This window comes from Haloferax mucosum ATCC BAA-1512, assembly GCF_000337815.1.
Taxonomy (GTDB): domain Archaea; phylum Halobacteriota; class Halobacteria; order Halobacteriales; family Haloferacaceae; genus Haloferax; species Haloferax mucosum.
Genome location: NZ_AOLN01000004.1, coordinates 1 through 25,476 on the forward strand (window position 1 = coordinate 1; position 25,476 = coordinate 25,476).

The window sequence follows — 25,476 nt, forward strand, 5'->3', positions numbered from 1 at the left end:
GGTTGAAGCATAGATATGCCATGGATTAAGGCAGAGGTCGATGCAGAGTTACAGACGAACCCTAGTTGGGTTGAAGCAAGACGTACACGCCGCTATCGCCGTACACCGGCGCGGTTACAGACGAACCCTAGTTGGGTTGAAGCGCCTGCCGGGTGTCTCGATGCTCTCCACCGCCGTGTTACAGACGAACCCTAGTTGGGGTGAAACTCAAAAAGCACGTGAGATGCTGTTACACTACTCGTGAGCTATCGCTATCATCCGAGACCACAACAGCCGTTCAGTAAAAACAACACTCGAAGAACCAATACCGGTCACTCAAAAGTCGCCGAACCGACCGAAACTGACGGCTGAAACCGTCAGTTAGCCAGCGGCGCCTGTACTTCGCGTTCCGCGTCGTCCGTATCTACGGTTCCCTCGGCGAAGACGACACCGTGGACACCCTCGCGTTCCTTCGCGCTCGCCGCGACGCGGACGAACGTCGCGTTGTCGCGCGCGGCGGCGAGCGTGTGGCCGCCGCAGTAGCTAATCCCAGAGCGGACGCCGCCGAGGAACTCCTCGACGAGCGGTTCGACCGGACCTTTGTAGGGCGTGAGCGCTTCGATTCCCTCGCCGGTTGCGACGTCACTTTCCTTGTCGTCGCGGTCGTCGGCGGCCTCGGTCGAGGCCATGCCGCGCGAGCGCTTGTACTGCTCGCCATCGACCTCGACGACGCGGCCGGGTGACTCGTCCGTCCCGGCGAAGAAACTACCCATCATCACGGTGTCAGCGCCGGCCATGAGCGCCTTTGCGGCGTCGCCGGAGGTTCGAATCCCACCGTCGGCCATGACGTGGATGCCGAGTTCGTGCGCCCGGTCTGCACACTCCGAGACGGCCGTCAGTTGCGGGTAGCCCGCGCCTGCGACCTCACGAGTCGTGCAGTGCGAACCCGGGCCGACACCGACTTTCACACAGCCCGCGCCAACTTCCCAGAGGTCTTCGACCGCTTCGGGAGTAACGACGTTGCCAGCGACGATTTCGGGGTCGTATTCGTCGCGGATGCGGGCAACGGCGTCCAGACAGCGCTCCATGTGTCCGTGAGCGATATCCATCACAATCGCGTCGGCACCGGCTTCGAGGAGCGCCTCGGTCCGGTCGAGGTAGTTCTCGTTGATGCCGACAGCGCCCGAGACGGTGCCACCCGATTCGGCGACTCGTCGGACCTGTGCGGCCTGTTCGTCCACGTCGAGGAAGCGGTGAACGACGCCGAGTCCGCCGAGGTCTGAAAGCGTCGCCGCGAGGTCCGCCTCGGTCACGGTGTCCATCGCCGCGCTGACGAGCGGCGTGTCGAGAGAAAGTCCCGGTGTCACGTTAGTCGAGAGGTCCACGTCGCTCCGGCTATCGACCGGTGAACGCTGTGGAACCAGCAATACGTCTCCATACGAGAGTCCTGTGCGAATCTCCATCGTAACCCTCCACAGCCGATGGGACGGACGGTAATAATCCCACTGAAAACGGGTCGTATCGCCGTGGAACGAAAGTATTACCCGTTGGCGTTCGTCCGTCTAATAACACACGGCGCCGCGCTGACTGCGAATCTCCAACCAATCGTAACCCCAACACATTCGCGTTTCGCGGCCCGTGTGGTGCAAACGCTTCGAGAGCGACTGCACCGCGCGCACTGATTACTCGCGTATCGAACCGGACAGTCACTTCGTAAGCGTTTTGCTACGGAACACTGGACACTATTTTGCCTTACCGGCCGCGCTATCGCAAGTCGGTAACGGTAGGTGGACTCAGAGGCATTCCCCACAGCATCGTCGCCCAATTGGTCCCTAACCCCCGCTTCGCTGACAGAAGTACTTTCCTTCACGCAGACCGTCAGATGGGCATGCAGACAGTTATTCTCGCCGCGGGTCGCGGAACCCGGATGCGCCCGCTCACCGACCGTCGAGCCAAGCCGATGCTTCCCGTCGCGGAGAAACCACTCGTGGCACACACCGCCGATGCCGCCATCGAAGCGGGTGCGACGAGTCTCACGCTCGTCGTCGGGTACGAAGCAGACGACGTGCGTTCGTACTTCGGTGACGAGCGCGGTGGCGTTCCGGTCGAGTTCGCCGTCCAGACGGAACAACGCGGGACAGCCGACGCGGTTCGCGCCGCCGCCGCGACCCTCGACGACGACGCTCCGTTCGTCGTCCTCAACGGCGACGCACTCTACGACGTGCCATCGTTGGCGGCGCTCTACGGAGACGGTGGGACTCCCGCAGTCGGGTCGTACAGCGTCACTAACCCGAGTTCGTACGGCGTGCTCGAAACGAGCGACGACGGCTACGTGACCGGCGTCGTCGAAAAGCCCGAGAATCCACCGTCGAGCCTCGTCAACGCCGGCGCGTACGTCTTCCCTGTCGAGGCGCACGGTTGGCTCGACGTCGCCGAGAGCGACCGCGGCGAACTCGAACTGACGGACGTGTTGACGACGGTCTGTGAGCAGTGCGACGTGCGCGGCGTCGCGTTCGACCGCTGGTTGGACGTCGGCCGACCGTGGGAACTCCTCGAAGCCAACGAGTGGAAACTGGCGGAGCTCGACGCCCGATTTGACAGTATACGCCGAATCGACGGCGACGTCTCGGAGCACGCCGAACTCCACGGAACGGTCGTCGTCGAGGCGGGCGCGGAGATTCGTTCGGGTGTCGTCGTCGAAGGACCTGTGCTCGTCCGTCGTGGAGCCACAATCGGCCCGAACGCCTACGTCCGAGGTCACACCCTCATCGGCGAGGGTGCGAAGGTCGGTCACGCGGTGGAAGTCAAAAACAGCGTGCTCATGGCGGGCGCGACAGTCGGCCACCTCTCGTACGTCGGCGACAGCATCCTCGGCCGCGACGTCAACTTCGGCGCGGGAACGAAAGTCGCCAACCTCCGCCACGACGGCGAAGCAGTCAGGCAGATGCTCAAAGGCAAACTCGTCTCGTCGGGCCGTCGAAAGTACGGCGTCGTCCTCGGTGACGGCGCGAAAACCGGCATCAACTCGTCGTTGAACGCCGGCGTCCGCCTCCCGACTGACGGAACAGTCAGACCCGGTGAGACGGTGCTCTACGACCGCATCGGCGAGAGCGAAGAAAAATAACGAAAGAGCGGCTGGTGACGACGAAATCGAGGGTGTAACACGAGTATCGTAGGCGATCCATTGGTAGGCGGCTGAAGTGTTCTAGGAAGCCAGTGGCGACACAGATTGACACTATTTCGACGCCGTGGCTGTTCGAATGTCGTATCATCACCAATTATTCGTGCAGAAACGAACCCACAACCAGTTTCGGGAATAAAACCACGGACAGTCATAATTCGAGCCGGTGTTTCGAATTTTGAACCAGAGCAGGCGTCGAGACGTGAAATAGCGGCATTTCACCCGGGAAACAACGCCCAATTGCCTCACCGTGAAATCTAAAATGCCCGTAGCACCAATCAAGCTGTATGTCGAACAGCAGCCGATTCGTCGTCGCTACCCACGTGCTGACAAATTTGGCGGTGCGGAGCGGCGAGCGGCTGTCTTCCGACCGTCTCGCATGGAGCGTCAACACCAATCCGGTGGTCATCCGACAGCTCCTGTGTTCGCTCCGAGAAGCGAATCTCGTCGATTCCAAGCGCGGTCCGACGGGCGGATTCACGCTCGCGCGTGACCCGTCGGAAATCACGCTCCACGACATCTACGAGGCGGTGGAAGACGGTGAGCCGTTCTGTTTCCACGCGAACGAACCGAACGACGAATGCACGGTCGGCGAGTACATCCAACCGGTCCTCGGTGACCTGCTCGCACCCGCGATTCAAGCGATGCTCGACGAACTCGACTCGATTACCATCGCCGACGTTCACGAGACAATCTTCGAGACGGCCGACACCGAAACACTGGAAGTCTGCGACTGACTGAGACGGTCGAAGTCGATTCTACGAATACTGCGCTCGTTAGGCGGTCGGCTCGGCAGTTTCCGGTTCTGTGGTCTGCCCGTCGGGTTCGAGCCACTCGTCGGCCCACTGTTCGATTTCGTCGAACACCGGGCAGAGCGAGACACCCTTGTCAGTGAGCGAGTAGTACGTTGCGACCGGCGCGTCTTCTTCCATCCGGCGGTTGACAAACCCCGTCTCTTGGAGGTCGTCGAGGACGCGAGAGAGCGTTCGTGAACTGGCACCGGTCGAGCGCTTCAGTTCGTTGAATCGCTTCTCGTCGCTTCGGAGGTCGTGAAGGACGATAAGACGCCACTGCGACCCAATTTGCTCGATCGAGTTGATTATCGGACACGGTGCGTCGTCGTTCGTGTCGCTGGCCATATCGACCTGTGGAAGCCCAACGGCTTTAGCGGTTCGGTGGAGAACCTGGTTTCGAAATGTTACCGGAATTGTCGGAAGTAGTCTGCGAACAGTTTGTGGACTGCGACTGTCGGGGCGTTCAAGCGAGGAGTCTCGAAAGAAGGAGAAACACGCGTTTGAGGTTCTTCGAGAGGCTCGTTTGGTTCTCCGAGTAGAAGATGACCTCCTCGTCGAGACCGTGAACGACGATACAGCGGCCGCGGTCGGAGAGGTCTTTCATTTCGATAGCTCGGATGGATTCGAACGGAATGACGAGATACCGGTACTCTTCGTCCTGAATGTCGGCGTTACAGTGGTCGCCGTAGATGTGGATGCTCTGCGATGTAACACCGACTTCGTATCCGATGTAGGTCATCCCGGAAATCTCGGCCCCGGCGCGGCCGCCCTTTACTTTCCCTTTGAGTTGTGAGGGTTCGAGGAGGATTCCGTCTACCATATAAACTCGTCTCGTCCGACCGCTCCTAAGTATTCTCGCTCAGTTATCTAAATTGATTTTCTCAGACAGCGTTGGGATGAGAGACGGCGAGTGTTACTGATCAACGCTGAGAGTGAAGTATCAACCGCAACATCGGGAGATAGCGTGTCAGTGCTGTCGGTCCAGTGACCTCGGCTCTCAGTCACCGCGACGGACGCACCCGGAGCCATCAGACTCGATAACGGAGTACGTGCTGGCGAGATAGTTGCGGATGTAATCGACCGTAGATGGGTCGTAGGTCCAAAAGCCGGAGAAGCCAGCACCGGGTTCGGGTTCCTCGGCGACGAGCGCGCACTTGTAGTCGGCGACACCGCTTCCGTCGTAGACGACGAACCACGAATTTCGAATCTCGTCGGACCGAGAGAGATGCAGTTGGAACTGGTCGGCGGCCGGAATGTCGCCTTCAGGGTAGATGTAGGCGTGGACCGACAGTTGGTCTCGACCGCCGAGGCGTCGGTACGTTTCGAGTTGTGGTTCGAGATTGTCCCCCAGTTGAAAGCCGGCGTGGAGTTCGCCAGCGCCGACGCGCCACGCTCTGTCTTCTATCTCCCGCGTCGCGCTGAGCATCTTTTCGCGGCCGTAGGAAGTAAACAATGTCTCGTCGAGGTGGTCGAGTATCGGTGCGTAGGAGTCGCGTTCGAATCCGGGGTGGACATCTTCGGGCTGTTTGAGGATATCATCGACCGAGACTGCTGTATGGAACGTATCGCCCGACCCGAGTACCGCGAAATTCGAAGGCCCTTCGTCGGCGTACGCCGGCACGACAGAGAGGTTCCGGTCCGCGAAGTGCGCGGCGAGTTGCTCGACGGTGTCGTCGTCCGGGTTGAACACGGTGAGTGTCTTCTCAGAAGCGGCGACGCCAGCGATTAATTCGCTGAGAGACATTACCGGTGGAAAGCAGGCCAGATGAGGTTATTATTCTTTTCATACTTCTACTGTTCGTGATAATAGAAACGAAGGTTCAAATAGAGTTGTCTTGCGCCGGGTCGTGTAGTTTGTAACGTGGCGACTACCACGGCACGTGGATTCCTAACTATGGGCGTTCGGGTCGTACGAACGGTATGATTTCCGACTGCGACCGAACCCAGCCGGACGCAGAGACAGTCGATGAGACAGTCACGAACGGTGGAGTCGATGCGTGGTTCGCCCGCGAGACACCCGGTATCGTCGCCGGTCTCGAAGCGTCGCACTTCATCGGTCCCGTCACCGCCACGACGGCGCGAGACCTCATCGCCGGTGGCAACGCAGAGGCGGCACTAAGCCTCGTTCTCAGGGAGGTAGACGATTCGTGGCGCGAGTGACCGACGTGAACGGAGAGACGGCGACTACATCATCTGTGACCGCTTGTCTCTACCGATCCGCCCAACGATGGGCGACTGCGACACTGTCTGTGACTCCTCGAACTTCGATGCCTCGGAACTAGCGGGCGCTCACGGCTCGCGCGACGACGTATCTCTACTGTACAGTTCGACGAGCGCGTCGAGCAGACTCGGGGACAGTTCGAATCGAACGTCAACGCTGTTTTGTTCGCGGTCGTACGCGAGGTGCTGTACGTCTATCGCCGCGAGAAGCGTCCGCATCGCATCGACGACGTAGTCACTCGACTCCGCTTCGACCCGCAAACTCTCGCCGACGTGAATCGACAAGCCGTCGATAATGGTCTCGTAACACGTCTTGCTCGGCGAATCGACGCGCTGTGTTCGCTCGATGAGACCGAGCGAAGAGAGCGATTCTAACCGTCGGTAAATCGTCGATTCGGAGACGCCGCAGTTCTCCGCGAGTTCCTCGGCGGTCATCGGGGCGTGGTTGCACGCGACGATAACGTCCCGAGAAACGTCGTCTCCCATCGCGTTCAACAGGTCGTCGTCCGACGACTCCGGCGGTATCTCGGTCTCCGATTGGTGTACTGTCTCTTCGGCCTCGTCCGTCAACGGCCCGTCCGGCTCGTCGGACGAGGAGAGGACGTCGTCCACGAGGTCACGTCGAGTCATGCTATAGTATCACATGTAGCCCAGGGATATGTAATAGGTGCCTACAGTCCAGATAGTTATATCGTATATCGAGACTGTCGGCGCGAGAGCGGCCGAGTTTCCGCCTCGGAAAGTCGATCGACTGCGGGGGATTAACGAGTGCGAAGTGAGCGGAATCCGTGCGAGTGCAGAAAAACGGGTCTCGACTCGCCCGGACCTTACCGGTCGCCCGCGCGCGTTACTCGACGGTGACGCACTTTGCGAGGTTCCGCGGCTTGTCGATCGGTCGTTCGAGGAGTTTCGCGGAGTGGTACGCCACGAGTTGCAGTTGTACGTTGGCGAGCGCGCCCGCGATGTCAGGGTGGGTGTCCGGAATCGAGAGCACGTGGTCTGCGAACTCCGTCACCTCGCCGGAGCGGTCGCTCGTGACGGCGACGACGGGGGCACCCCGGGCCTGCACCTCCTTGACGTTGCTCAGCGTCGCGTCGTCCTCGTGGCCGGTGAAGATAGCGAACACCGGCGAGAGGGGCGTGACGAGCGCGAGCGGGCCGTGTTTGAGTTCCGAGGCGGCGAACCCCTCGGCGTGTTCGTAGGAGATTTCCTTGAACTTCAGCGCGCCCTCCAGTGCGACCGGGTGGGCGACCCCGCGGCCGATGAAGAAGAACGCGTCGCTCCCCTCGTACTCGATTGCGATGTCGCGGGCGGTCGAGGTATCGAGCACCTCCTGTACGTCGCCCGGAAGCCGCGAGAGCGCGTCCATCAGGTCGCGCGCTTCGCCGGACTTCGCACCCGACATATCTTCGACGAGACGTTCGGTGAGAAGCGTGAGCGCCGTCACTTGCGAGGAGAACGTCTTCGTCGCCGCGACGCCGATTTCCGGGCCGGCGCGGATGAGCAACTCGTCGTCGCACTCACGGGTTATCGACGAGCCGACGACGTTGGTGACCGCGAGAGTTCTCGCACCTGCGGCGCGCGCCCGGCGCACTGCGTCGAGCGTGTCGGCCGTCTCGCCGGACTGGCTGACGGCGACGACGAGCGTGTCTTCTGTCACCGGCGGTTTGATGACGGAGTATTCGCCCGACATGAACGCGTAGGCGGGAATCCCACGCGAGTTGAGGAGCGAGGCCGCATACATCCCGGCGTGGTGTGAGGTTCCCATGGCGATGAGGTGAACCTGCTCGACGTCGGCGAAGTAGTCCGGGGAGAACTCTTCAAGTTCGACGCCGCCGGTGTGGGTGTTCAGTCGCCCCTGCGTGGTGCGGCGGAGCGCGCCGGGTTGCTCGTTTATCTCCTTGTACATGTAGTGTTCGTAGCCGCCTTTCGTCGCGGTCTCCGGGTCCCACTCGATGTACTCGACCGGCCGGTCAACCGGTCTCCCAGCGGAGTCGGTGATGTCGTAGCCGTCAGGCGTTGTGACGACGAAGTCGCCGTCGTGGAGGTAGACGACACGGTCTGTGTGTTGGATGAACGCCGGCACGTCGCTTGCGAGGTAGTACTCGCCGTCGCCGACGCCGAGAACGAGCGGCGACCCCGAGCGGGTTGCGAAAATCGCCTGCTCGTCTTCGATGATGGCCGCAAGCGCGTAGCTTCCGGAGAGACTGCCGACCGCGGCGCGGAAGGCTTCTTCCGGCGTCGCACCGTCTCTGAGATTCTCCTCGATGAGGTGTGGGACGACCTCGGTGTCGGTCTCGCTGCTGAAACTGTGGCCGCGCGCCTGTAACTCGCTTCGGAGCGACTGGAAGTTCGAGATGATACCGTTGTGAACGACGGCGACGTGCTCGGATTCGTCGGTGTGTGGGTGTGCGTTGCCGTCAGTGACGCCGCCGTGGGTCGCCCAGCGAGTGTGGCCGATACCGTAATCGCCATAAATCGGGTCCTGCTCGACGGCCGCGACGAGTTCCGAGACCTCGCCGACGCGCTTCGTCAGCGAGATACCCCTCCCGTTTTTGACCGCGATACCGGCGGAGTCGTAGCCGCGGTATTCGAGCCGTCGAAGCCCATCGACGAGCGAATCGACGGAGTCGTTCGCGCCGATACAAGCGGTGATACCGCACATCAGTGCGTCACCTCCACGCGCTCGCGGACGTCGCCGTGTAACACCGTGCCAGCGCCGACGACGGCTTCAGCGCCGACGCGACTGCCCGGCGTGAGTGTGACGTTCGCGCCGACTTCCGCGCGGTCGCCGACGATGCTTCCCAGACAGCGGTCCGTGTAGAGTCGCCCTTCGAGGATGACGTCCGCTTGCCCGCCCGGTGAGATGACGCCATCGCCGACGTACGCGCCGGGGCCGACGACAGAGTCGCGGAGGACGACGCCAGCACCGATGCGCGCGTCGGTCGAGAGGATCGACCGCTCGACGACGCTGTTCGCGCCGACGGTGACGTTGTTCTGCAGACACGACCCCGCGCTGACGACCGCGCCCGGTCCGATATCGCAATCCTCGCCGACGACGACCGGTTCCTCGACGAGCGCACGGTCGTGAATCCGCGCGGAGTCGGCGACGGTCGATGCGTGTCGGCGCGCGAGAAGCGACTCCGTGACGGAAAGCAGACCCCACGGGTGGGAGGGGTCGAGCCAGTTCCCGTTGACGAGGACGGACGTGACGGGACTGTCGAGGTAGTGAACCACGTCCGGCAGTCGCATCTCGCCGTCGTGGGGCGGAATGCGGCGGAGAGCGTCAAAGACCGTCGTGTCGAAGACGTAGACCCCCGCGTTGATGAGGTAGCCGTCGCTGTCGAGCGCGTGCTCGTCGATATCCGAGATTCGGCCGTCGTTTTCGACGACGACACCGTACTCTTCGGGCGTATCGGACTGCGCGACGGCGATGGTCGCAACCGAGTCGGTCAGCGAAAAGCGTTCGAGCACTTTCGAGACGATATCGGCGTCAACGACGTTGTCGCCGTTGCAGGCGACGAATGGACCGTGAACGTGGCCGGCGGCTTGTAAGAGGGCGTGTCCGCTCCCGAGACGGGAGTCCTGCTGGACGAAGTCGATATCCGCGTCGGGATACGTCGCAGAGAGGTGCGTCTGGATACGGTCGGCGCGGTGGCCGACGACGACGACCACACGCTCGATGCCGCACTCGAAAAGCGAGTCGAGGACGTACTCGACGACCGGGCGATTCGCAACCGGGAGCATGGGCTTCGGCTGGAACGTGGTCAGGGGCCGGAGTCGTCGGCCTTCACCGGCCGCGAGGACGACGGCCTCGGTGATGCGGTCGTTCATCGCCGTCCCCCCGAGGACCGGACGTGTTCGAAACGCGAACGTGAACGCGGGTGAGTCATAGGAGAGACAGGGGGAGCGATGGGGATTGTTATACGGCACGTTCCGGAATCCATGACCGAGTTAGGGAGACCAATGGTACCGACCCGCAATGTCTGAGGGGAGAGAAATCGGGAGTGGGGGCGGTTCGGCCGTACCTAATTGGTAGGAAGGAAGGCGAATCAGGCCTAAAGACGCTGGGTTACGACGTAATCAGAGTTTTGACGGTCAAGATATCGAGACAGACGAGCAAGCGGACAGACGGACAGGTGGGCAAGCTGACAGACGAGCAAGTTAGTAATCTGATAGACGGACAGACAAGCGATAGACAGGCAGACGAACGAACAAACAGGTGAACAAAAGGGAAGCCGAAAGAGCGACGGGAAGAAAAAAGACGGAAAAGAGGACGGAGAAGGGTTACAGCGACGAATAACGAAAATCCCGGGACTGGGAAGGAGAAACCAGAGCCGAGACTGGAACTCGTGGCGACGGCGGAAAAAACGAGCGCGGCGGTGGTTCGTTCGGCCGGACCGCGAGGCGGTTCAAGACCGAGTGAACGGAGATGCGACTTCGGCGGTATAAATTGAGGTTCGCTTCAGGGACGGGCGTGAGTCACACGTGGAGTTTGTCTTTGTACGACTCCATCGCGGTGATAGCCATGAGCGTCGCGGTGCTCAGGACGGCCCACCCCGCAGTGGGAACCTGTTCGAGACCCGGGATACCCAGAAGTCCGGCCGAGACAGTCGCGGCGACGCCAGCGGCGATAGCCAGATTCCGTTTCGGCGACGAAACGAAGTTCACCGACTCGTCGGCTTGCTCTTGTAGGGTCACGACGTCACCGTCTAGGTACTGGTCGAGTTGTTTTGCCGTGTCGAGAAGCGTGATGTCGCCGCGGTTCTTGTCGAAGTCAACGATACCGGATGAGTCCATCTTCGGAAGATGGCACTGGTACAGCCCGATATACACGCGCTTTCGTTGACTCGACGAGAGGGCTTTAATCTCGATGTCGTTTTCCTTGGCGGCGATGAACTCGGCCATGTCGCCGAGTTTCGCCTCGCCGTCGTTGGTCTTCAGGAATCTGAGCGCGTCGCGGCGTCGCTGGTTTTTCAAAATCTCGAAGACGACGTCCTTCGAGAGCGCCTCGGTTTCTGGTTGTTCGGAGGCTTCCTGTGCGCCACCGGTTAGTTCTGCGAGCTGTTCTTGCGGCGTTTGATCGACGGCTTCAGTGTCTGTCTGCAGTGAATCGGTAACCATTGTTCCTTCCTCCCCCCACATGTGGTCGCGGGTTTGCGACCTATCTGTGGCCGACCGAGGGATGACCACAGTGCGTCCGGTACAGACCACAATGTTGGATGCGCCCCACCAGGCGCGACCCAAGTCTAGAGGGTCAGCGAGATAATAGGTTAAACAGGGATATATACTTGTTTGACAATCCCACACACTGATTCGTCCGAGCGGTAGGTTGCAAATTCTGCGAGTAAATAGCCCGTAACAATCAACCCAAAAGATGAAATTCAATTCTTCCCGACAGAATTGTTGGGAGCTATAGTACGCCTCTAAAACCTGATTTCTCGCTTATTACCACACATTCAGAATGAAGTTATCAACAGAATTATTGTTTTGCTGCTAAACGAGTTGATATTTGAACATCATTATATGAGAATGTCTGTTGGAGATTCCCTCCGCCACTATACTGGTTCTGTAAGTGTCACTCAACAAGAGATTCGAACGCATCCGACGGGGCTCCGTTGCGTTCTTCGGAGAGGTACTGCGCGAGAACCAAAAGTAACAGCGCAGTGGAGACGAAGACCGCGACGAGACTCCACGAGAGAAGCGCAAATCCAGGAATACCGGCCCACACACCGAGAATTAATATCCAGCCAACGACCCCGAGGGCGGCGTAGTATCGACTCCACGGCTGGCCGGTCTCCGCTTGCATCCAGAAGAACCCGCGTTTGGCGACGTCGCCGACGAGTTCGACGGTCCGTTCTTCCTCGTCGTAGTTGACCAAGTCGGCCCCTTCGAGTTTCGGGAGGTGTGTCTGGTACAACGATATGTAGACGCGCTGTCTCTCTTCGTCTGTCACGTCCTCGACCGCGGTTTCGTTTTCTCTTGCGGCGACCATCGCGGCGAGTTCCTTCAACGAGAGTGCTTCGCCCGCACGGTGGAGGAAATAGAGGATTTGCCTCCGCCGGGAGTTGCTGAGGATGCGGAATAACTCGTCTTTTGATAGTGTTGTCATCGTGGTGTGCGGACGGCCACGCGCACGTCACGCGAGTAGACCTGCTCCGGTTACGGCGTAGTACACCACAGATGACCTTTGTTATCGTGACGTTTCCGAGAGGCTTCGGACCAATTTCTTACGGACATTAAGCTCACGTTCATCGGATATTCGAGACACCGCGGACGGTCAGCGGCCCGAATGAATCTCGATACTGATGAGGATTACCCGTCAGCACGGCGTAGGAAACGTCTCAAATGAAAACTGCGAAAAAAAGCAAAAATCGGCAGTAAGGAAGCCAAATAACCAGTATAGAGGTGGCTAACAATACCGGATGGCGGCGATACTTAGATTCGAGACTACATGTTCGAATTGACTGGCTTCCAGCGCGACCTGCTGTACGTGATCGCCGGTGCCGAACGGCCATCCGGACAAGAGGTAAAAGAGATGATCAGCGCAGACGTCGGAGAGGTGAATCACGGCCGATTGTACCCGAATCTCGACGCGCTCGTCGAACAAGGATACGTCAATAAAGGTCAACACGACCGCCGAACGAACTTCTACGAGATGTCCGAGAAGGGTCGAGAGTCCATTATCGAACGCCGAGAGTGGGAGAATCAACACGTCGATTTCCTCGGCTGAACCGAACGTAGCGGTTTCGCGCGGGAAGGAGAGAAACGTCTATTCGAGCAGACGGAGGGAGCGGGAGTGGCACGCCTGTCACGCAGTCCGAAAACAGGCGCGGACGCAAACAGTACGGCACGCACGAGACGGACGCGAACAATAGGACACAGGCGAGAGGACGAACAGCCGCGGCACACCGCAGTCTCATTACGTCGCGGACTGACTCAGCAGAATCACGTACACGGTACGCCGAACTCGAACCACCGCAAGATACGCACACGAGAGCAACGGCGGACGAACCGAGAGACGTCGAGACAGACGAGAAACACGAGTCGAGAGACCGAGAACGGCCGCGCGAGTAATCTGTCAGAGGAATCTCGCGTGCGACCCGGCGTGAGAACAGGATGATGCTCGACGAACCGTGGGAACGTTTCGCTTCGAGGAACCGGACATCGCCTCGGGTGGGCCGCACATCGACAGCCCGGACGGGAACCACGCGCTGGAGGCCGGTCCAAATCGACCCCAGACCGACCAGATATATCATATTTAAGTACAATCTGAACTACGAGAATATATCAGATATAATACCTTCTTCAGAGCCGTAGCTTAGTCGCGTTAATGCGGTCATAAGAATTTGCTTAATTCGACAATAATACGGCGAAGTACGCCGGTTTTAGCGTTTAATTCGACCCGCCAAAATGTATCAGAGAATCGGACGATAAGGGACCGATTAGTATCACGGATAGATATTCACAGATTCCTACTAATGTAATTACCGCAACATTTATGGAGTTAATCTGCAACCCCTGCAATATGGTAAGTGAACGGTCCACCGAGCAGGACCCCGAAAGCACGACTGACGACGCCGTCAACAGACGCAAATATCTCACTCTCTGTGGGTCAGTTGCGGGTGCAGGCGCGCTCACGAGTGTTGCCGGAGTCGGCTCGGCGACAGCACAGTCCAATGAACCAACTGCCGACGACGAGATGCACACGCTGGTCGTCGCAGGAACCGGTTCGGTCTCTTCGTTCGAGGTGACTGTGAGCGGAGAGATTTCACCACTCCATTCGAACGGCGCACTCAGTACGACCGGAGCGGTCGGTCCGGCCGCCGAGGGAACCGTCAACGACGGCTCCCGAAGCTACAACTTCGCCGGCGACATCACGAACTTCCAATCGACCGATTCCGTGTCGGTCTACGTTGACGGCGTCAGAGTCCCCGACGACTCGTTCTGAAACGATAGTTCAGCGACTCATTTTCTCGCAGATACGCCGGAAGCGACGGTGTCGAGGATGCGGTCCGAATCGAAGACGAGACTCGTAAGTAGCGTATCGAGGCGAGCGGCGAGAGGTGAGAGATACGCAGGAGGAGAGGGTAGAGAGAAGAGTGGAGACGAGCGGTCTTGTCAGCGACCTACGAGCGCATGTATCCGCTCAGCCACGAACTGGTAACATCGTCGAAAACGACGGTGGAACCGCCGTGCTCCTCGGCGAAGTCATCCGCATCGGAGCTTGACGAGAACGGTATCAGGTCTTTCCCCATGCCGCCGAGCACCTCGCTATCGACGACGTACGTCATCTCCGTGGCGTCGCCGAAGGTGTCCGCGTCGGTGTGCGTCGAAATGAAGGTATCTCCGTCTTCGGTCGTGAGTTCGTACTCGACCACCGAGTAGTCGGTGACGTAGATGGCTTCTGTCTCCCAGCCCATCTGTTCGTGTTCGAAGTAGTACGGGAAGAGACCCATGCTCAGCGTGTGAAACCACGCCGGATTGTCGTGGTCGTCCGGCGACTCGTCGCGGTAGAATATCTGGCCGTTGGGTCCGGCGTGAAGCCCGATTACCATCCCTCCTTGGTCGTCTTCCTTGCCGCCGGAGAGGTCGATAGGGTCGGGCTTGGACTCCGATTCGGAAGTCGTTCCGATGCATCCCGCGAGGGCGGCGAGCGCGCCGACCGAGAGTGCTTTCGTTGCTGTGCGGCGCGTGAGCAAATCGGTAGACTCGTCGCCGGAACGGGTATCGTCGTACATCGGTTCGTTCGTGCGACTGTCGGTTGCTACCGACTTAAACCGTGAGAAGCGCCTACCGCATGCGACAACCACACTAACAACGGTTTGAGAAGAACGGTGGAGTGGCGTTCAAGCGACGGCGCGCGCTCCCTCAACGAGCGAGCGAACGTCCTCGAAGAGTCGGTCGGCGTCGGCCGAGTCGCGCGCTTCGGCTGTGATACGGACGAGCGGTTCGGTGCCGCTCGCCCGGACGAGGAACCACCCGTCGTCGGTATCGACGCGGATACCGTCGATGGTGTCCACCTCGTCGTAGGTGGCGTGAATGTCGCGGGCGATACGGTCCATGGCCTGGTGTTTGTGCTCGAACGAGATGCTCGTTCGCCGAGTGGTGTACTCCGACTGACCGAGCGAGGCGACCTGCTCGGAGAGCGGGCCGTCACGTGCGACGAGTGCGGCGAGTTTGAGCGCCGCGTAATGCCCGTCGGGGGCGAGCGTCTCGTCGGGCCAAATCCACGCACCCGAGGGTTCGCCGCCGAAGACGTACCCGCGTTCGGCGACGGTCTCCGCGACATACACGTCGCCGACGGGCGTGTAGGTGACGCGCCCGCCGATGCGCTCGACGACATCCTGGACGAGAAGGCTCGTGTCGATGGGGACGGCAATCGCGTCACCGGATGAGACGACATCGCGCGCGAAGAGCGCGAGGAGAGCGTCACCCGAGACGTATGCGCCGGTCTCGTCAACGGCGACGAGTCTGTCGGCGTCGCCGTCGTGTGCGAGACCGACGTCCGCATCGAGCGCGGGGACGGTTCGTCTGAGTGCTGTGAGCGTTTCGGCGGTCGGCTCACTCTTCCGGGCAGGGAATCGGCCGTCCGGTTGGCCGTCAATCGTGTTGACCGTCGCCCCGAGTTCATAAAGCGCATCGACGGAGACGCGACCCGCTCCGTTTCCGAGGTCGAACGCGACGGAGACGTCGTCGAGAGAGTCAAACGACGAGGCGAGACAGTCGATATGACGCGCTGGCGCGTCGGGCCAGAGTCGTTCTTCGCCGAGGGTGTCCCAGTCGGCGAGCGGGATTTCGCCCCGGTTGAGTCGGTGAACGATATCGCGGGTCTGTGACCTGTCGAAGGCGCGGCCGCTCGGCGTCCAGAGCTTCAACCCGTTGTCCGAAGCGGGGTTGTGCGAGGCGGTGATTCCGATTCCGGCGTCTGCGCCCATCCATCCAACTGCGCGGGCGACAGTCGGTGTCGAGGTGACACCGAGGCGGACGACATCTGCACCGCACTCGCGGACGCCAGCACTGACTGCATCTGCGAGCACGTCGCCGCTGAGCCGGGCATCTTGGCCCACGACGACGGTTCGGGCGTCACACCCGACCGCGCGGCCGATTCGGAGGGCAAGTTCGGCGGTCACGGTTCGGCCAACCGGACCCCGGATTCCACTCGTTCCGAACATACCATGTGAAAGGCTAACAGAACGTTTTGGTATACATCGCCTACTGGTGGGAGAATTACGTCAGGCAGTTCCTACTGGATGACGGCGGTGGGGTCGGTCGATACCGCGCAGGCGGCGCTCACGGGTCAGTTCGGCATCGATGGATGAGTGTCGGCGCTACAGCACTCGCGTTACTGGAGGGGCTGAGCGGTGCCGACGGGGACTACTTCGAGCGAGCCGAGTGCATCAAGTGTAACCCGGTACCCGGCGTAAGAAAAAGAGAGAATTGCATCGTTCGAACAACCAAACACGGAATCGAGCGCGTCTGGATCTATCGTGTTGGCGAGCGGTGGGAGTTGCGTCGGTTGAACGTCCTCGATTGCCGCGATGCTGAGAACCACGTTAGTACTGAGTGGTTCTCGCGTGTCTCGGTCAATTCGATATGCCCCGGTCGCATCGTCGTACGTTACGCGTGAATTCTTCCAGCGTTTCGTCTGTGCCATCATGGTGCCTGACATCCTTCGTTCCGAGACGGTAGTTCTTAAATCCATGCTATTTGTGAACAGTTCGAGTTCGTGAATGTCACGGATTGCGACGGATTAGAAGTGTAGCACAAACTATACACAATCAACAATCATGAAAGACATAAGAAAGTGACATTGACTCACCGAGCGCGTAATTTACGGACCGTTTCGTGGGCCTCTATGGTCGAAGTTTCACGTTTATACAACGCGGAGCCGGGTTCCAGTAGTTCGCCACCGGGGACGAGACCGCCAACATCGACCGGGCCGAAACCGATGTCGCGTATCAGGTCTGCAACCGTCGTTTTCGCCTTCGGGTCGTCTCCGGCGAGGAAGATAGCGTACCGTTCTGACTCCGGGAGTTCGGGGTGGCCAAAGTCACGCAACGTCTCCCAGTGTATCGTGTTGAATGCCTTGACGACGCTCGCCTCGGGCAGTTGCGCCGCGACGAGTTCCGACGAGGTGTCCTCGTCGAGGTCGATGACGTGGAAGTTCTCCGTGTACGGATTCATCGCATCGACGACGATTTTCTCGGCGAAACGGTCGGCGTCGGGAAGCGACTCTCGTTTCCGGAAGGGAAGCGCGAGGAAAACGAGAGAGCCGAACTGCACCGCCTGCTCCTGTGTCTTCGGCGTGAGTCGCGGCCCGAGCGTCTCAGCGAGGTCTTGCATCGACTCGGGACCACGCGCATTCGCAATTGCGACTTCGTGGCCCGCCTCGACGAACAGTTGTGCCAGCGTCCCCCCGAGCCGACCAGAACCGAGTATCCCAATTTCCATAGACAAAGATGGATTTTTGACAAGTTGAATCTTTGCGTGCGTTCCACGGGTCGTACACGCTCTCGTACGCTGTTAGTTTTCTTCTGCCAGAATGGTATGTTTATGGTACCTTCTTCCGTCCGGTTAGGATAGTTGTTGGATATTAGACCGGAATGCGAATCGCCAAGAGTCGCCTACAACTCACTCGCCCAACCCATAACAAGTGCGACAAATATCGTAATGAACAGCATAACCACTCCAGACGCTCACGATATCGGAATCTTCAGCTTTTCAGCACAATCATAATTTAGTATACATATGGAGATACGACAGTCATGGACAGACGCAAGTTCCTCGGCGGCGTTGGGACGGGTATCGTGCTCGTCTCCGGCTGTCTGGGCATCGGCGGCGGAAGCACGCAACCGGACGACGCACAAAGCGATGGGAGCGAACGGGACGACGAGGATTCAGGTCGTGAAACCGCCGAACAGACGCCCGAAACGGCGACGCCGGAGCCGACCGCGGAGCCAACCGAGTCGGAACCGACCGCAACCCCCGAACCGACACCGGTGTCGCCCGAAGAACGAATCGACTTCGAGCGCGACGATGACGACCCCGAAGTTGTCGGCACGCTCCTGCTGAAAGGTGATATTCCGGGTGTCATCGTCTCGTCGGACTTCCAGAACGCCAAGTCGTGGCAGAACTACGCGACAGCCGATAGTGAAGCCGGAACCTACCGGATTGGAATGGCAGTCAAGACCCCCTACAGCATCGGCCGGATGCGCGTCGAAGCGCGGATGTACGACGAAGAAGACGACATCGTTGCCGAAGCAAACGACATCAGCAGTAACCTCGAAGCGGAGGACAACGCGCTTCTCCACCTCCAGTTCGAAGGCGACCTCGAACAGATGTACTACTACGAAGTCGATCTGATACGGCCGAAGAGCTAACTTCCGAAGTTTGCGCCGCAGGCGCGAGGGTCGTCAGGCTCCACCCGCGTACGCCTCGAACTCTTTTCCGCGAAGCGCGAAGTAGCCGAGACCGACGATGCCGACGAGTGACGCGACGGAGAACGCTATCGTCGGGTCCCTCGCGTAGAGCCACCCGCCGAGTGCCGCGCTTGGAATGACGATGGTGTTGCGAACGAGGTAGTACGCCCCGGTGACGCGCCCGCCGGCGTTTCGCTCCGCCGGGCCGACGATGAGCGCTTTGTGGGCCGGAAGGCCGGCGAACCGAAGCCCCGAGAAGGCAAAGAGCGCCACGAACAGCCACTGGTTCGGCGGGGCCAAGATGAGAAGCGCCGGAAAGAGCGCGTACACCGAAAAGCCGAGGCCGACGACGGGTTTGAGACCGGTCCGCTCAGCGAGTTTCGAGACGGGGAGTTTCGTCAAGAGGGCGATAACCATCTCGACGCCGAGTAAGATGCCGAAGAAGGCGTCGGGGCGGAGCGAGATACCGAACGCGGAGAACCCGAGGGTTCGGAAGTCGGTGACGACGAGGACGAAAAAGACGTACACCATGCCGTTTGCGAACCGGATGAGCGTGTCGGCGACGAGGAGCGGGCGGAGCGTCTCGGGAAGCGACCGGAGGTCCTCGCGGAGTTGTGCAAGCCCTTCGAACGACTTGCCAATCGAGTCCTCTTTGGCGTCGTAAAGGACGTGTTGTGCGACCGTGGCGACGATGCCGAACGCCGCCGCAATGACGAGCACGTACTGAAAGCCGGTGATGAAATTCGCCGTGGCCGCCAGTAGTGCGGCCGCGATGAGCGGCCCGAGAAGAAAGCCGATGCGTCGGAATATCTCCGTGCTTGCGAAACCCATCGCCAGCCGTTCGGGCGGAACACTCTGTTTGACGATTGCGAACGTTGCGCCCAGTCCGAACGACTTCCACGCCTGCGTGAGAAACAGTCCGACGAATATCCAAATCCATGGGTCGAGCGAGACGCCGGCAAGCGTCACCGCGCCGACCTCGGGTGCGACGAACCACAGGAGAAATCCAGCAGACGAAAGCGTTCCGAACAGCGTCAACGAGAGACGCGACCCGAGTCTATCGGATATGGACCCACCCGGGTAGGGATAGAGCGCGCCGATGAGGTTTCCCACACTGCCGTACAGGCCGACGACAGTCGCACCGGTCCCGAGCGCGCGGAGATACTCCGGGACGTACCGTCCAGTCATCTGAAAGGACAGACTGAACGCGAACATCGCCAAAGAGAGAACGAGTACGTCGCGTTCGAGACCGATGAACTGCCGGAACGAATCGAAAGTATCGACGGCGTCTCGACGGGTTTCCATCGAGTATTCGGTCTGCGTGTGTGATTAAGAAGGTATAGGCCCGTCGCAGGCGAGGCGAGTCAGTCGGTCGTCGGTGGGTCAACCCAAACGACGAGTCCGTCGTCGCTTCGGACGATACCGCGCGTTCGGTCGTCGCCAAAGGGAGCGTCATCGACGGTGTCGGGGTCAACGTCGGTCACGCGGTCTACTTCGTCAACCAGCCAACCGTAGACGGTCGCCTCCTCGTCCGCGGCGTCGAAAACGATGACCCGCGGCGCGTCGGGGTTCGAACCGACGCCGAGCAAGCGAGCGGTATCGACGAGCGTCGTCGTCACGCCGCGGTAGTCCATCGCGCCGACGACGTGCGGCGGCACGTCCGGGAGCGAACGGACCGGTTGCCGGTCGATGATTTCCGTGACAGAATCGAGGACGACGCAGTAGCGCTCGTCGCCGATTTCGAACTCCAGCACCTGCGTCGGTTCGTCGGAAATCGACTGGGCGTCGGCGTCGGCATCAGCCTCGGCGTTGTCTCCGAGCGACATTTACAGTCCTCGCGTGTTGGACACGCCGCGTTCGTCGAGGTGGTCTAAGAGAACCGCAACCTCCGAGATTTTGGTCGTCTGTTCTTCGGCCGCGGCCGCGATTTGGTTGATTTCGTCGGCGACTTCCTCCGCGCCGCGGGCCGTCTCGTCAACGAGACTCGCAACCTCCTCGGTGCTGGCCGCTTGCTGGTCTGTCGCGCGAGCGACTTCCTCCGCACCGGCGGCCGCCTCGCCGACCGCGGAGTCGATGCTCCGAAGCGCAGTGACGGCCGAAGAGACTTCCGAGATACCGTCGTTGACCTCGTCGTTGGCGGCTTCAATGTTCTTGACGGTCGTCGCGGTGGACTGCTGAATATCGACGACGACATCTTCGATTTCCGAGACGCTCTCTCGGGACTGCTCGGCGAGGCTCTTTACCTCGTCGGCGACGACGGCGAAACCAGCGCCCGCCTCGCCCGCTCTGGCCGCCTCGATGGAGGCGTTGAGCGCGAGGAGATTCGTCTGGTCGGCGATTTCGTTTATCACTTCGACCACGCTGTCGATTTGATCTACTTTGCGTCGGAGTTCGACGATTTCGTCGTACACGTCGGTCGTCACGTCGTCAACGGTCTCCATCGCGTCCGCCGCGTTGTCGGCCGAGTCACGGCCCTCAGCCGCGAGTTCGCGGGCCTGGTCGCTCATCGCTTTCGTCTGGTCGGCGCTGGAGGCGATTTCCTCGACGCTGGCGCTCAGATTCGACACCTCGCCTGCGACCTCGTGCATGTTCGACGATTGCGTAGTCGCAAGGTCGCTAATGTCCTGTGAGCTGATAGCGACGCTCTCGGACGCTTCGGCAAGTTCGGTAATCGCCGTGTCGATTTCCTCGGTTAGGTCGTCCGCGTCGTCTACGTCGTCGAGAACATCGTCTGCACCCGCCGCACCGCCAGCGCGGCCGCCAAAGTTGTCTCCCCGGTTTGATGGCATAGGTGTTCAAGAACTACAACGGGTATAAGGGTTTATTTTCAAAATCAAACTTGATAATAGGATGCTGGAAAAAGAAGATAAAATATCCGGGGTACGACAGTAACAAGAAGGAATTGCCGTGTGATTTCGGATACTGAGACCGCACCAACTGGCTGGTCGCGGCGAACGCGCGTCAGCGAGCGCGGAGACCGAGTTGGACGGCGACGAACCCGCCGATGGCGACGAGGACAATCGACCCGCCGGCGGCGAGTCCGTACAGGTACGCGAGCGTGACCCCGGCGATACCGGCGATTTCGCCTGCGAAGATGCCGAGCCAGAGCGAGTGTTTGTAGCTTCGGCCCGCTCTGGAGACGGTCACGACGGGGATGACGAGGAGCGCCGCGACGAGGATGACGCCCATGATTCGCATCGCGCTGACGACGACGAATGCGGTCAGAATCGACAGGAGCGTGTTGACCGCCCGGACGTGGACGCGTGACGCGCGGGCGGCGGTCTCGTCGAACGTCACGAACAGGAGCGGCCGGTACGCGACCGAGACGCCGACGACGACGACGAGACCCATCGAGACGAGCAGGCCCACGTCGGCCCGCGAGACGGTCGCAAGCGACCCAAAGAGATACTGATTGATGCCGACCGAGATGCCGCCGCCGGTCAGCGAGATGAGGACGCTCCCGAGCGCGAATCCGCCTGTCAGGACCATTGCGAGCGCGGCATCGCTTCGAGCGTCCGTGTACTCCACGAGCACCTGAACGACGAGCGCCGCGAGGACGGCGACGACGAGCGCGCCAACCAGCGGCGGAACCGTAAGCGCCAGCGTCGCATCGAGAAAGAGGGCGACGGCGACGCCTGCGAACGCCGTGTGCGCGAGCGTGTCGCCGACCATCGAGAGGTCGCGGTAGACGAGAAACGACCCGACGAGCGGGCCGACGATGCCGATACAGAACACCGACAGATAGGCCCGTTGCATGTAGGGGTACGACAAGAACTGTAGGCCTGTCACAGCGGCGACCCACGAGAAGACGCCGTCAACGACGACCCGCAGGAACCAATCGAACAGCCCCGAAATCGTGTTGACGACGAACAGCGGCGCGAACAGGTCGGAAAACGGGAGCGCGGCGAGTGCCGTGAGCGCGTCGAATCCAGTCACTGCTGTTCCTCCGAGGTGTTGGCGCTAGTCGCGTTGGAATCGTTGGTCGGCTCGTGACCGTGTGCTCCGTGGGCGTGGTGGTCGTGTGCGTCAGTGTGGTCGTGAGCGAGCACGCGCTGATTCGCGCCGTAGGCCGCCGCGAGCGCGTCGCTGTCGGCAAACTCGTCGGCGCGGCCGTGGAAGTAGAGTTGTTTGTTCAGACACGCGATTCGGGATGCGCGGGTCGTCACGACGCCGATATCGTGTTCGACGAGGACGATAGTCATTCCCGCTTCGTTCAGGTCGCCGAGAAGGTCGTAGAACGACTCGCGGGACGCCGCATCGAGAGCGACGGTCGGTTCGTCGAGGGCGAGCAAGTCGGCCTCGGCGGCGAGCGCTCGGGCGACGAACACGCGTTGGCGCTGACCGCCCGAGAGAGACCCGACGCGGCGGTCCGCGAGGTCCGCGATAGCCACGCGGTCGAGCGCGGTTTCGACCGCCTCGTGGTCGGCGTCGGAAAAGCGGCCGAACAGACTTCGCGGATAGCGACCCATCCGGACGACCTCTCGGACCGTGATGGGCATGTCTCGGGCCGTCTTCGTCACGTCCTGTGCGACGTAGGCGATTCGCTCTCCGTCGGAGAACTGGTGTGCCGACTCGCCGAACAGTTGTACCTCGCCGTGGTCGGGACGCTGAAGTCCGAGCATCAACGACAGGAGCGTGCTCTTTCCAGACCCGTTCGGGCCGACGAGTCCGAGAAACTCGCCCTGCGCGACGTCAAGCGAGATACCGTCGATGACCGGAATGTCGCCGTACGAGAAGGCGACGTCGTCGAGTGAAACGGCGGTCATCGCGCGTCGAGAGCAGTCCGAAGCGACGGAAGGTTCACGTTTCGCATGATATCGATGTATCCCCAGTTCTCGTCGGCCCACTCCTGTGTGAGGCCGGGAATCGGCGTGAACGGAAGCACATCTTCGGCGTCGGTTTCGGCGACGAGTTGGTTCGCCGCCCGGTCGGACGTGAGCGGGTCGGAAAGAACGTGTCGAATCCCGTGTTCTGCGATGGCTTCCTGTGCGCGTTCGATGTCTCGGGGAGACGGTTCTTCGTCGGGCGACAGGCCGGTGAGCGCGACGATGTCGAACCCGTAGCGGTCCGATAGATAGCCGAACGCGTTGTGTCCGGCGACGAGAATTACGTCGCGTTCGCGGGTTTCGAGACCGGACTCGTACGCCGCGTGGAGGTCAGAAAGCGATTTTCGGTACGACTCAGCGTTTTCGGCGTACGCGTCGGCGTTCGCGTCATCGACGGACTGGAACGCGTCTCGGAGCGTCTCGGTCGCGGTTTCGACTCGGTGAGGGTCCATCCAGAAGTGCGGGTCAACCGGTCCGTGATTGTGACTATGGTCGTCGTGGTGGGCGTCGCCCTCGTCGTGGTCGTCGTGATGCGTGTCGTTCTCGTTGTGGTGGACATCGCTATCGTTGTGGTGTGTGTCGTTCTCGTTGTGGCGAGCGTCTGCCTCGTGGTCGCTGTGGCTGTCGTGGTCGTGTTCGTCGTCGTCGAACTCGTGGAGGTCCACGTTGGCGGCGATATCGACGGTCGTGACCGCCGAGTCGTCGGCATCGAGCGCGGTGAGAATATCGTCGGCCCACGGCTGGAAGGTCGTCGGGCCGTGGACGAACAGGTCGGATTCGAGAACGCGACCCTGAATGTCCGGGTCGGGTTCCCACCCGTGGCCGTGTTGCCCCGTCGGAACGAGCGTTTCGGCGCTGGCGGCGTCGCCTGCGACGTGCCGCGCGACGTCGCCGAAGACGAAAAACGACGCCGTCGCGGTTGCCGTCGTGGAATCCTGTGCGGTCGTTCCGGACCCGAGACAACCAGCCAACCCAGCGGCGGTGATTCCGGAGACTGATGCGAGGAACGCGCGTCGAGTCTGTGATTGCATGTTAATAGAAAACTCATAGTAGATAATAAGTGCTATTATCTTGGTTTGTATTTTTATTATCTCTGGAAGTACCGTCCAGAGCGTGGTTCGGCCGCTGTCCATCGGGGTCAAAATCGGTGTCGGAGAGTAGTAGCGGGGAGCGGTCGGGGTGAGGTGAGGTGAGGTGAGGTGAGGTGAGGTGAGGTGAGGTGAGGTGAGGTGATAGAGAGAAACAGCGTGTGTCAGTTTGGTGCAGGCCCAGAACCGGCCGACTGAAGCTTGTACTTGCGAATCGTGACGTAGATGAGCGGCGTGCCGACGACAGTCGGCCACAGCCACGCCGCGACGGTCGGGAGAAAGTCAAAGTTAACTGACGAAAACGCGGTCACCGTGGCGATGTATCCAGCACCCATCCGGCCGATATGTTCGTAGAACCACTCGCGGGACTCCGACTCCGCTCGGCGGAAGGCTTGGATATCACGAACGCCGAAACCGGTTCCGGCGGAACCGAAGGCTAACATCACCGTGGCGAAGCTATCTCCCGCGAGGAGCCGAAACACTCCCATGACGAGCAGGCCGAGACCGGAGAGCGTCAGGAGTCCGACGGCAACCCAATCGAGCGATTCCGGCCGGTCAGTCGGACGTTTTCGCGCGAGAATGCGATCACCGGAGAAGACGAAGTAGTAGCTGAAGACGGCGACGAGCGCGAGGAAGGTCCGGCCTCGACTCGGATTAATGACGAACAACACGAGCGAAGTGACGGCGACGACAGCCATCCCAGCGACGAAGATACGGCCAGCACGCCGGTGACGCCGACCGCCTTTCTTCGTGACGATTGCCCCGAGTCCTGCGAACAGCGCCGCGAATCCCGCGAGAATGTGGATGCCGAGCGTCGCGTCCTCGACGAGACCCATCAGTCGAGACCCTCCGAAGTTGGGAGATGTGGCGGAATCGACGCTACTGTGATCGGAATCGAGCGGTCTGCACTCGACGCTTCGAACGTGGCCGCGACTGAACGGGGTGAATCGCTCCCTCGGTGCCGTC

26 protein-coding genes are annotated in these 25,476 nt (G+C 60.6%); 6 read left to right on the forward strand and 20 right to left on the reverse strand.

Features of this window, described 5'->3' with window-relative positions; translation table 11 throughout:
• Nucleotides 1-356 precede the first annotated feature (356 nt).
• Entirely contained in the window at nt 357-1,442 is a 1,086-nt protein-coding gene (locus C440_RS01740) for a guanosine monophosphate reductase (protein ID WP_083893971.1), read from the reverse strand.
• 425 nt (nt 1,443-1,867) lie between these two features.
• On the opposite strand from C440_RS01740, the gene glmU reads away from it, so the two are divergent.
• Both glmU and C440_RS01750 read left to right on the forward strand, forming a co-directional pair.
• Nucleotides 1,868-3,103, forward strand: coding sequence for a bifunctional sugar-1-phosphate nucleotidylyltransferase/acetyltransferase (gene glmU, locus C440_RS01745; RefSeq protein ID WP_008317699.1), 1,236 nt, complete (start codon nt 1,868-1,870; stop codon nt 3,101-3,103).
• A 344-nt stretch (nt 3,104-3,447) separates the two neighbouring features.
• Nucleotides 3,448-3,897 carry an Rrf2 family transcriptional regulator gene (locus tag C440_RS01750; RefSeq protein ID WP_008317701.1) on the forward strand — a complete coding sequence of 150 codons (450 nt, stop codon included), beginning with the start codon at nt 3,448-3,450 and terminating at the stop codon, nt 3,895-3,897.
• A gap of 39 nt (nt 3,898-3,936) precedes the next feature.
• On the opposite strand, the gene C440_RS01755 is transcribed toward C440_RS01750, so the two are convergent.
• From C440_RS01755 to C440_RS01765, 3 genes are all read right to left on the reverse strand, one after another.
• Nucleotides 3,937-4,299 carry a winged helix-turn-helix transcriptional regulator gene (locus C440_RS01755; protein ID WP_008317703.1) on the reverse strand — a complete coding sequence of 121 codons (363 nt, stop codon included), beginning with the start codon at nt 4,297-4,299 and terminating at the stop codon, nt 3,937-3,939.
• Between the two features lie 118 nt (nt 4,300-4,417).
• The gene (locus C440_RS01760) at nt 4,418-4,774 is read right to left on the reverse strand and encodes a hypothetical protein (protein ID WP_008317705.1); all 357 of its coding nucleotides are present in this window, start codon (nt 4,772-4,774) and stop codon (nt 4,418-4,420) included.
• A gap of 177 nt (nt 4,775-4,951) precedes the next feature.
• Nucleotides 4,952-5,698 (reverse strand): DICT sensory domain-containing protein, encoded by a 747-nt coding sequence (locus C440_RS01765; protein WP_008317707.1) that lies wholly within the window; start codon nt 5,696-5,698, stop codon nt 4,952-4,954.
• 176 nt (nt 5,699-5,874) lie between these two features.
• Here C440_RS01765 and C440_RS01770 point away from each other — a divergent pair, with 176 nt between their 5' ends.
• The gene (locus C440_RS01770; RefSeq protein ID WP_008317709.1) at nt 5,875-6,114 is read left to right on the forward strand and encodes a hypothetical protein; all 240 of its coding nucleotides are present in this window, start codon (nt 5,875-5,877) and stop codon (nt 6,112-6,114) included.
• 129 nt (nt 6,115-6,243) lie between these two features.
• On the opposite strand, the gene C440_RS01775 is transcribed toward C440_RS01770, so the two are convergent.
• The 5 genes from C440_RS01775 to C440_RS01795 form a co-directional block, all read right to left on the reverse strand.
• Nucleotides 6,244-6,804 (reverse strand): ArsR/SmtB family transcription factor, encoded by a 561-nt coding sequence (locus C440_RS01775; RefSeq protein ID WP_049915147.1) that lies wholly within the window; start codon nt 6,802-6,804, stop codon nt 6,244-6,246.
• A gap of 217 nt (nt 6,805-7,021) precedes the next feature.
• A complete protein-coding gene (gene glmS / locus C440_RS01780; RefSeq protein WP_008317713.1) occupies nt 7,022-8,839 on the reverse strand; it encodes a glutamine--fructose-6-phosphate transaminase (isomerizing) in 1,818 nt (605 codons plus the stop codon).
• Nucleotides 8,839-10,008 carry a sugar phosphate nucleotidyltransferase gene (locus C440_RS01785; protein WP_008317715.1) on the reverse strand — a complete coding sequence of 390 codons (1,170 nt, stop codon included), beginning with the start codon at nt 10,006-10,008 and terminating at the stop codon, nt 8,839-8,841. The genes glmS and C440_RS01785 overlap by 1 nt, the downstream gene beginning before the upstream one ends.
• Nucleotides 10,009-10,656: 648 nt before the next feature.
• On the reverse strand, nt 10,657-11,298 hold the full coding sequence (locus C440_RS01790) for a DUF7344 domain-containing protein (protein ID WP_008317717.1): 642 nt from the start codon (nt 11,296-11,298) through the stop codon (nt 10,657-10,659).
• A 454-nt stretch (nt 11,299-11,752) separates the two neighbouring features.
• The gene (locus C440_RS01795; protein WP_008317718.1) at nt 11,753-12,286 is read right to left on the reverse strand and encodes a DUF7344 domain-containing protein; all 534 of its coding nucleotides are present in this window, start codon (nt 12,284-12,286) and stop codon (nt 11,753-11,755) included.
• A 342-nt stretch (nt 12,287-12,628) separates the two neighbouring features.
• Here C440_RS01795 and C440_RS01800 point away from each other — a divergent pair, with 342 nt between their 5' ends.
• On the forward strand, nt 12,629-12,907 hold the full coding sequence (locus tag C440_RS01800; RefSeq protein ID WP_008317719.1) for a PadR family transcriptional regulator: 279 nt from the start codon (nt 12,629-12,631) through the stop codon (nt 12,905-12,907).
• A gap of 795 nt (nt 12,908-13,702) precedes the next feature.
• Entirely contained in the window at nt 13,703-14,125 is a 423-nt protein-coding gene (locus C440_RS01805; RefSeq protein ID WP_008317720.1) for a hypothetical protein, read from the forward strand.
• Nucleotides 14,126-14,303: 178 nt separating this feature from the next.
• Here C440_RS01805 and C440_RS01810 read toward each other — a convergent pair whose 3' ends face one another.
• The 4 genes from C440_RS01810 to C440_RS01825 all read right to left on the reverse strand — a co-directional run bounded on the left by C440_RS01810 (nt 14,304) and on the right by C440_RS01825 (nt 17,628).
• A complete protein-coding gene (locus tag C440_RS01810; RefSeq protein ID WP_008317721.1) occupies nt 14,304-14,915 on the reverse strand; it encodes a nitrous oxide reductase accessory protein NosL in 612 nt (203 codons plus the stop codon).
• A gap of 108 nt (nt 14,916-15,023) precedes the next feature.
• Nucleotides 15,024-16,349 (reverse strand): phosphoglucosamine mutase, encoded by a 1,326-nt coding sequence (glmM, locus tag C440_RS01815; RefSeq protein WP_008317722.1) that lies wholly within the window; start codon nt 16,347-16,349, stop codon nt 15,024-15,026.
• Between the two features lie 170 nt (nt 16,350-16,519).
• On the reverse strand, nt 16,520-16,834 hold the full coding sequence (locus C440_RS01820; protein ID WP_049915215.1) for a HalOD1 output domain-containing protein: 315 nt from the start codon (nt 16,832-16,834) through the stop codon (nt 16,520-16,522).
• 158 nt (nt 16,835-16,992) lie between these two features.
• The gene (locus C440_RS01825) at nt 16,993-17,628 is read right to left on the reverse strand and encodes an NADPH-dependent F420 reductase (protein ID WP_008317724.1); all 636 of its coding nucleotides are present in this window, start codon (nt 17,626-17,628) and stop codon (nt 16,993-16,995) included.
• A 314-nt stretch (nt 17,629-17,942) separates the two neighbouring features.
• Here C440_RS01825 and C440_RS01830 point away from each other — a divergent pair, with 314 nt between their 5' ends.
• Nucleotides 17,943-18,557 carry a hypothetical protein gene (locus C440_RS01830; protein ID WP_008317725.1) on the forward strand — a complete coding sequence of 205 codons (615 nt, stop codon included), beginning with the start codon at nt 17,943-17,945 and terminating at the stop codon, nt 18,555-18,557.
• A gap of 33 nt (nt 18,558-18,590) precedes the next feature.
• Here C440_RS01830 and C440_RS01835 read toward each other — a convergent pair whose 3' ends face one another.
• The 7 genes from C440_RS01835 to C440_RS01865 form a co-directional block, all read right to left on the reverse strand.
• Entirely contained in the window at nt 18,591-19,901 is a 1,311-nt protein-coding gene (locus tag C440_RS01835; protein ID WP_008317726.1) for an MFS transporter, read from the reverse strand.
• Nucleotides 19,902-19,960: 59 nt separating this feature from the next.
• The gene (locus tag C440_RS01840; protein WP_008317727.1) at nt 19,961-20,422 is read right to left on the reverse strand and encodes a chemotaxis protein CheW; all 462 of its coding nucleotides are present in this window, start codon (nt 20,420-20,422) and stop codon (nt 19,961-19,963) included.
• Nucleotides 20,423-21,385, reverse strand: coding sequence for a methyl-accepting chemotaxis protein (locus C440_RS01845; protein ID WP_008317728.1), 963 nt, complete (start codon nt 21,383-21,385; stop codon nt 20,423-20,425).
• A gap of 172 nt (nt 21,386-21,557) precedes the next feature.
• Nucleotides 21,558-22,532, reverse strand: a complete 975-nt coding sequence (locus C440_RS01850; protein ID WP_008317730.1) for a metal ABC transporter permease — start codon at nt 22,530-22,532, stop codon at nt 21,558-21,560.
• Nucleotides 22,529-23,362 (reverse strand): metal ABC transporter ATP-binding protein, encoded by an 834-nt coding sequence (locus C440_RS01855; protein WP_008317732.1) that lies wholly within the window; start codon nt 23,360-23,362, stop codon nt 22,529-22,531. The genes C440_RS01850 and C440_RS01855 overlap by 4 nt, the downstream gene beginning before the upstream one ends.
• Nucleotides 23,359-24,453, reverse strand: a complete 1,095-nt coding sequence (locus C440_RS01860) for a metal ABC transporter substrate-binding protein (RefSeq protein ID WP_049915150.1) — start codon at nt 24,451-24,453, stop codon at nt 23,359-23,361. The genes C440_RS01855 and C440_RS01860 overlap by 4 nt, the downstream gene beginning before the upstream one ends.
• 221 nt (nt 24,454-24,674) lie before the next feature.
• Nucleotides 24,675-25,346, reverse strand: coding sequence for a hypothetical protein (locus tag C440_RS01865; protein ID WP_008317736.1), 672 nt, complete (start codon nt 25,344-25,346; stop codon nt 24,675-24,677).
• Between the last annotated feature and the right edge of the window lie 130 nt (nt 25,347-25,476).

Coding starts and splice junctions, on each gene's coding strand:
- C440_RS01855 (WP_008317732.1), bottom strand. CDS start 23,362: ATGACCGCCGTTTCACTCGACGACGTCGCCTTCTCGTACGGCGACATT.
- C440_RS01840 (WP_008317727.1), bottom strand. CDS start 20,422: ATGTCGCTCGGAGACAACGCCGAGGCTGATGCCGACGCCGACGCCCAG.
- C440_RS01755 (WP_008317703.1), bottom strand. CDS start 4,299: ATGGCCAGCGACACGAACGACGACGCACCGTGTCCGATAATCAACTCG.
- C440_RS01765 (WP_008317707.1), bottom strand. CDS start 5,698: ATGTCTCTCAGCGAATTAATCGCTGGCGTCGCCGCTTCTGAGAAGACA.
- glmU (WP_008317699.1), top strand. CDS start 1,868: ATGCAGACAGTTATTCTCGCCGCGGGTCGCGGAACCCGGATGCGCCCG.
- C440_RS01860 (WP_049915150.1), bottom strand. CDS start 24,453: ATGCAATCACAGACTCGACGCGCGTTCCTCGCATCAGTCTCCGGAATC.
- C440_RS01795 (WP_008317718.1), bottom strand. CDS start 12,286: ATGACAACACTATCAAAAGACGAGTTATTCCGCATCCTCAGCAACTCC.
- C440_RS01825 (WP_008317724.1), bottom strand. CDS start 17,628: ATGGAAATTGGGATACTCGGTTCTGGTCGGCTCGGGGGGACGCTGGCA.
- C440_RS01770 (WP_008317709.1), top strand. CDS start 5,875: ATGATTTCCGACTGCGACCGAACCCAGCCGGACGCAGAGACAGTCGAT.
- C440_RS01775 (WP_049915147.1), bottom strand. CDS start 6,804: ATGACTCGACGTGACCTCGTGGACGACGTCCTCTCCTCGTCCGACGAG.
- C440_RS01820 (WP_049915215.1), bottom strand. CDS start 16,834: ATGATGGCACAGACGAAACGCTGGAAGAATTCACGCGTAACGTACGAC.
- C440_RS01740 (WP_083893971.1), bottom strand. CDS start 1,442: ATGGAGATTCGCACAGGACTCTCGTATGGAGACGTATTGCTGGTTCCA.
- C440_RS01785 (WP_008317715.1), bottom strand. CDS start 10,008: ATGAACGACCGCATCACCGAGGCCGTCGTCCTCGCGGCCGGTGAAGGC.
- glmM (WP_008317722.1), bottom strand. CDS start 16,349: ATGTTCGGAACGAGTGGAATCCGGGGTCCGGTTGGCCGAACCGTGACC.
- C440_RS01830 (WP_008317725.1), top strand. CDS start 17,943: ATGGACAGACGCAAGTTCCTCGGCGGCGTTGGGACGGGTATCGTGCTC.
- C440_RS01805 (WP_008317720.1), top strand. CDS start 13,703: ATGGTAAGTGAACGGTCCACCGAGCAGGACCCCGAAAGCACGACTGAC.
- C440_RS01760 (WP_008317705.1), bottom strand. CDS start 4,774: ATGGTAGACGGAATCCTCCTCGAACCCTCACAACTCAAAGGGAAAGTA.
- C440_RS01790 (WP_008317717.1), bottom strand. CDS start 11,298: ATGGTTACCGATTCACTGCAGACAGACACTGAAGCCGTCGATCAAACG.
- C440_RS01865 (WP_008317736.1), bottom strand. CDS start 25,346: ATGGGTCTCGTCGAGGACGCGACGCTCGGCATCCACATTCTCGCGGGA.
- C440_RS01835 (WP_008317726.1), bottom strand. CDS start 19,901: ATGGAAACCCGTCGAGACGCCGTCGATACTTTCGATTCGTTCCGGCAG.
- C440_RS01750 (WP_008317701.1), top strand. CDS start 3,448: ATGTCGAACAGCAGCCGATTCGTCGTCGCTACCCACGTGCTGACAAAT.
- glmS (WP_008317713.1), bottom strand. CDS start 8,839: ATGTGCGGTATCACCGCTTGTATCGGCGCGAACGACTCCGTCGATTCG.
- C440_RS01800 (WP_008317719.1), top strand. CDS start 12,629: ATGTTCGAATTGACTGGCTTCCAGCGCGACCTGCTGTACGTGATCGCC.
- C440_RS01810 (WP_008317721.1), bottom strand. CDS start 14,915: ATGTACGACGATACCCGTTCCGGCGACGAGTCTACCGATTTGCTCACG.
- C440_RS01845 (WP_008317728.1), bottom strand. CDS start 21,385: ATGCCATCAAACCGGGGAGACAACTTTGGCGGCCGCGCTGGCGGTGCG.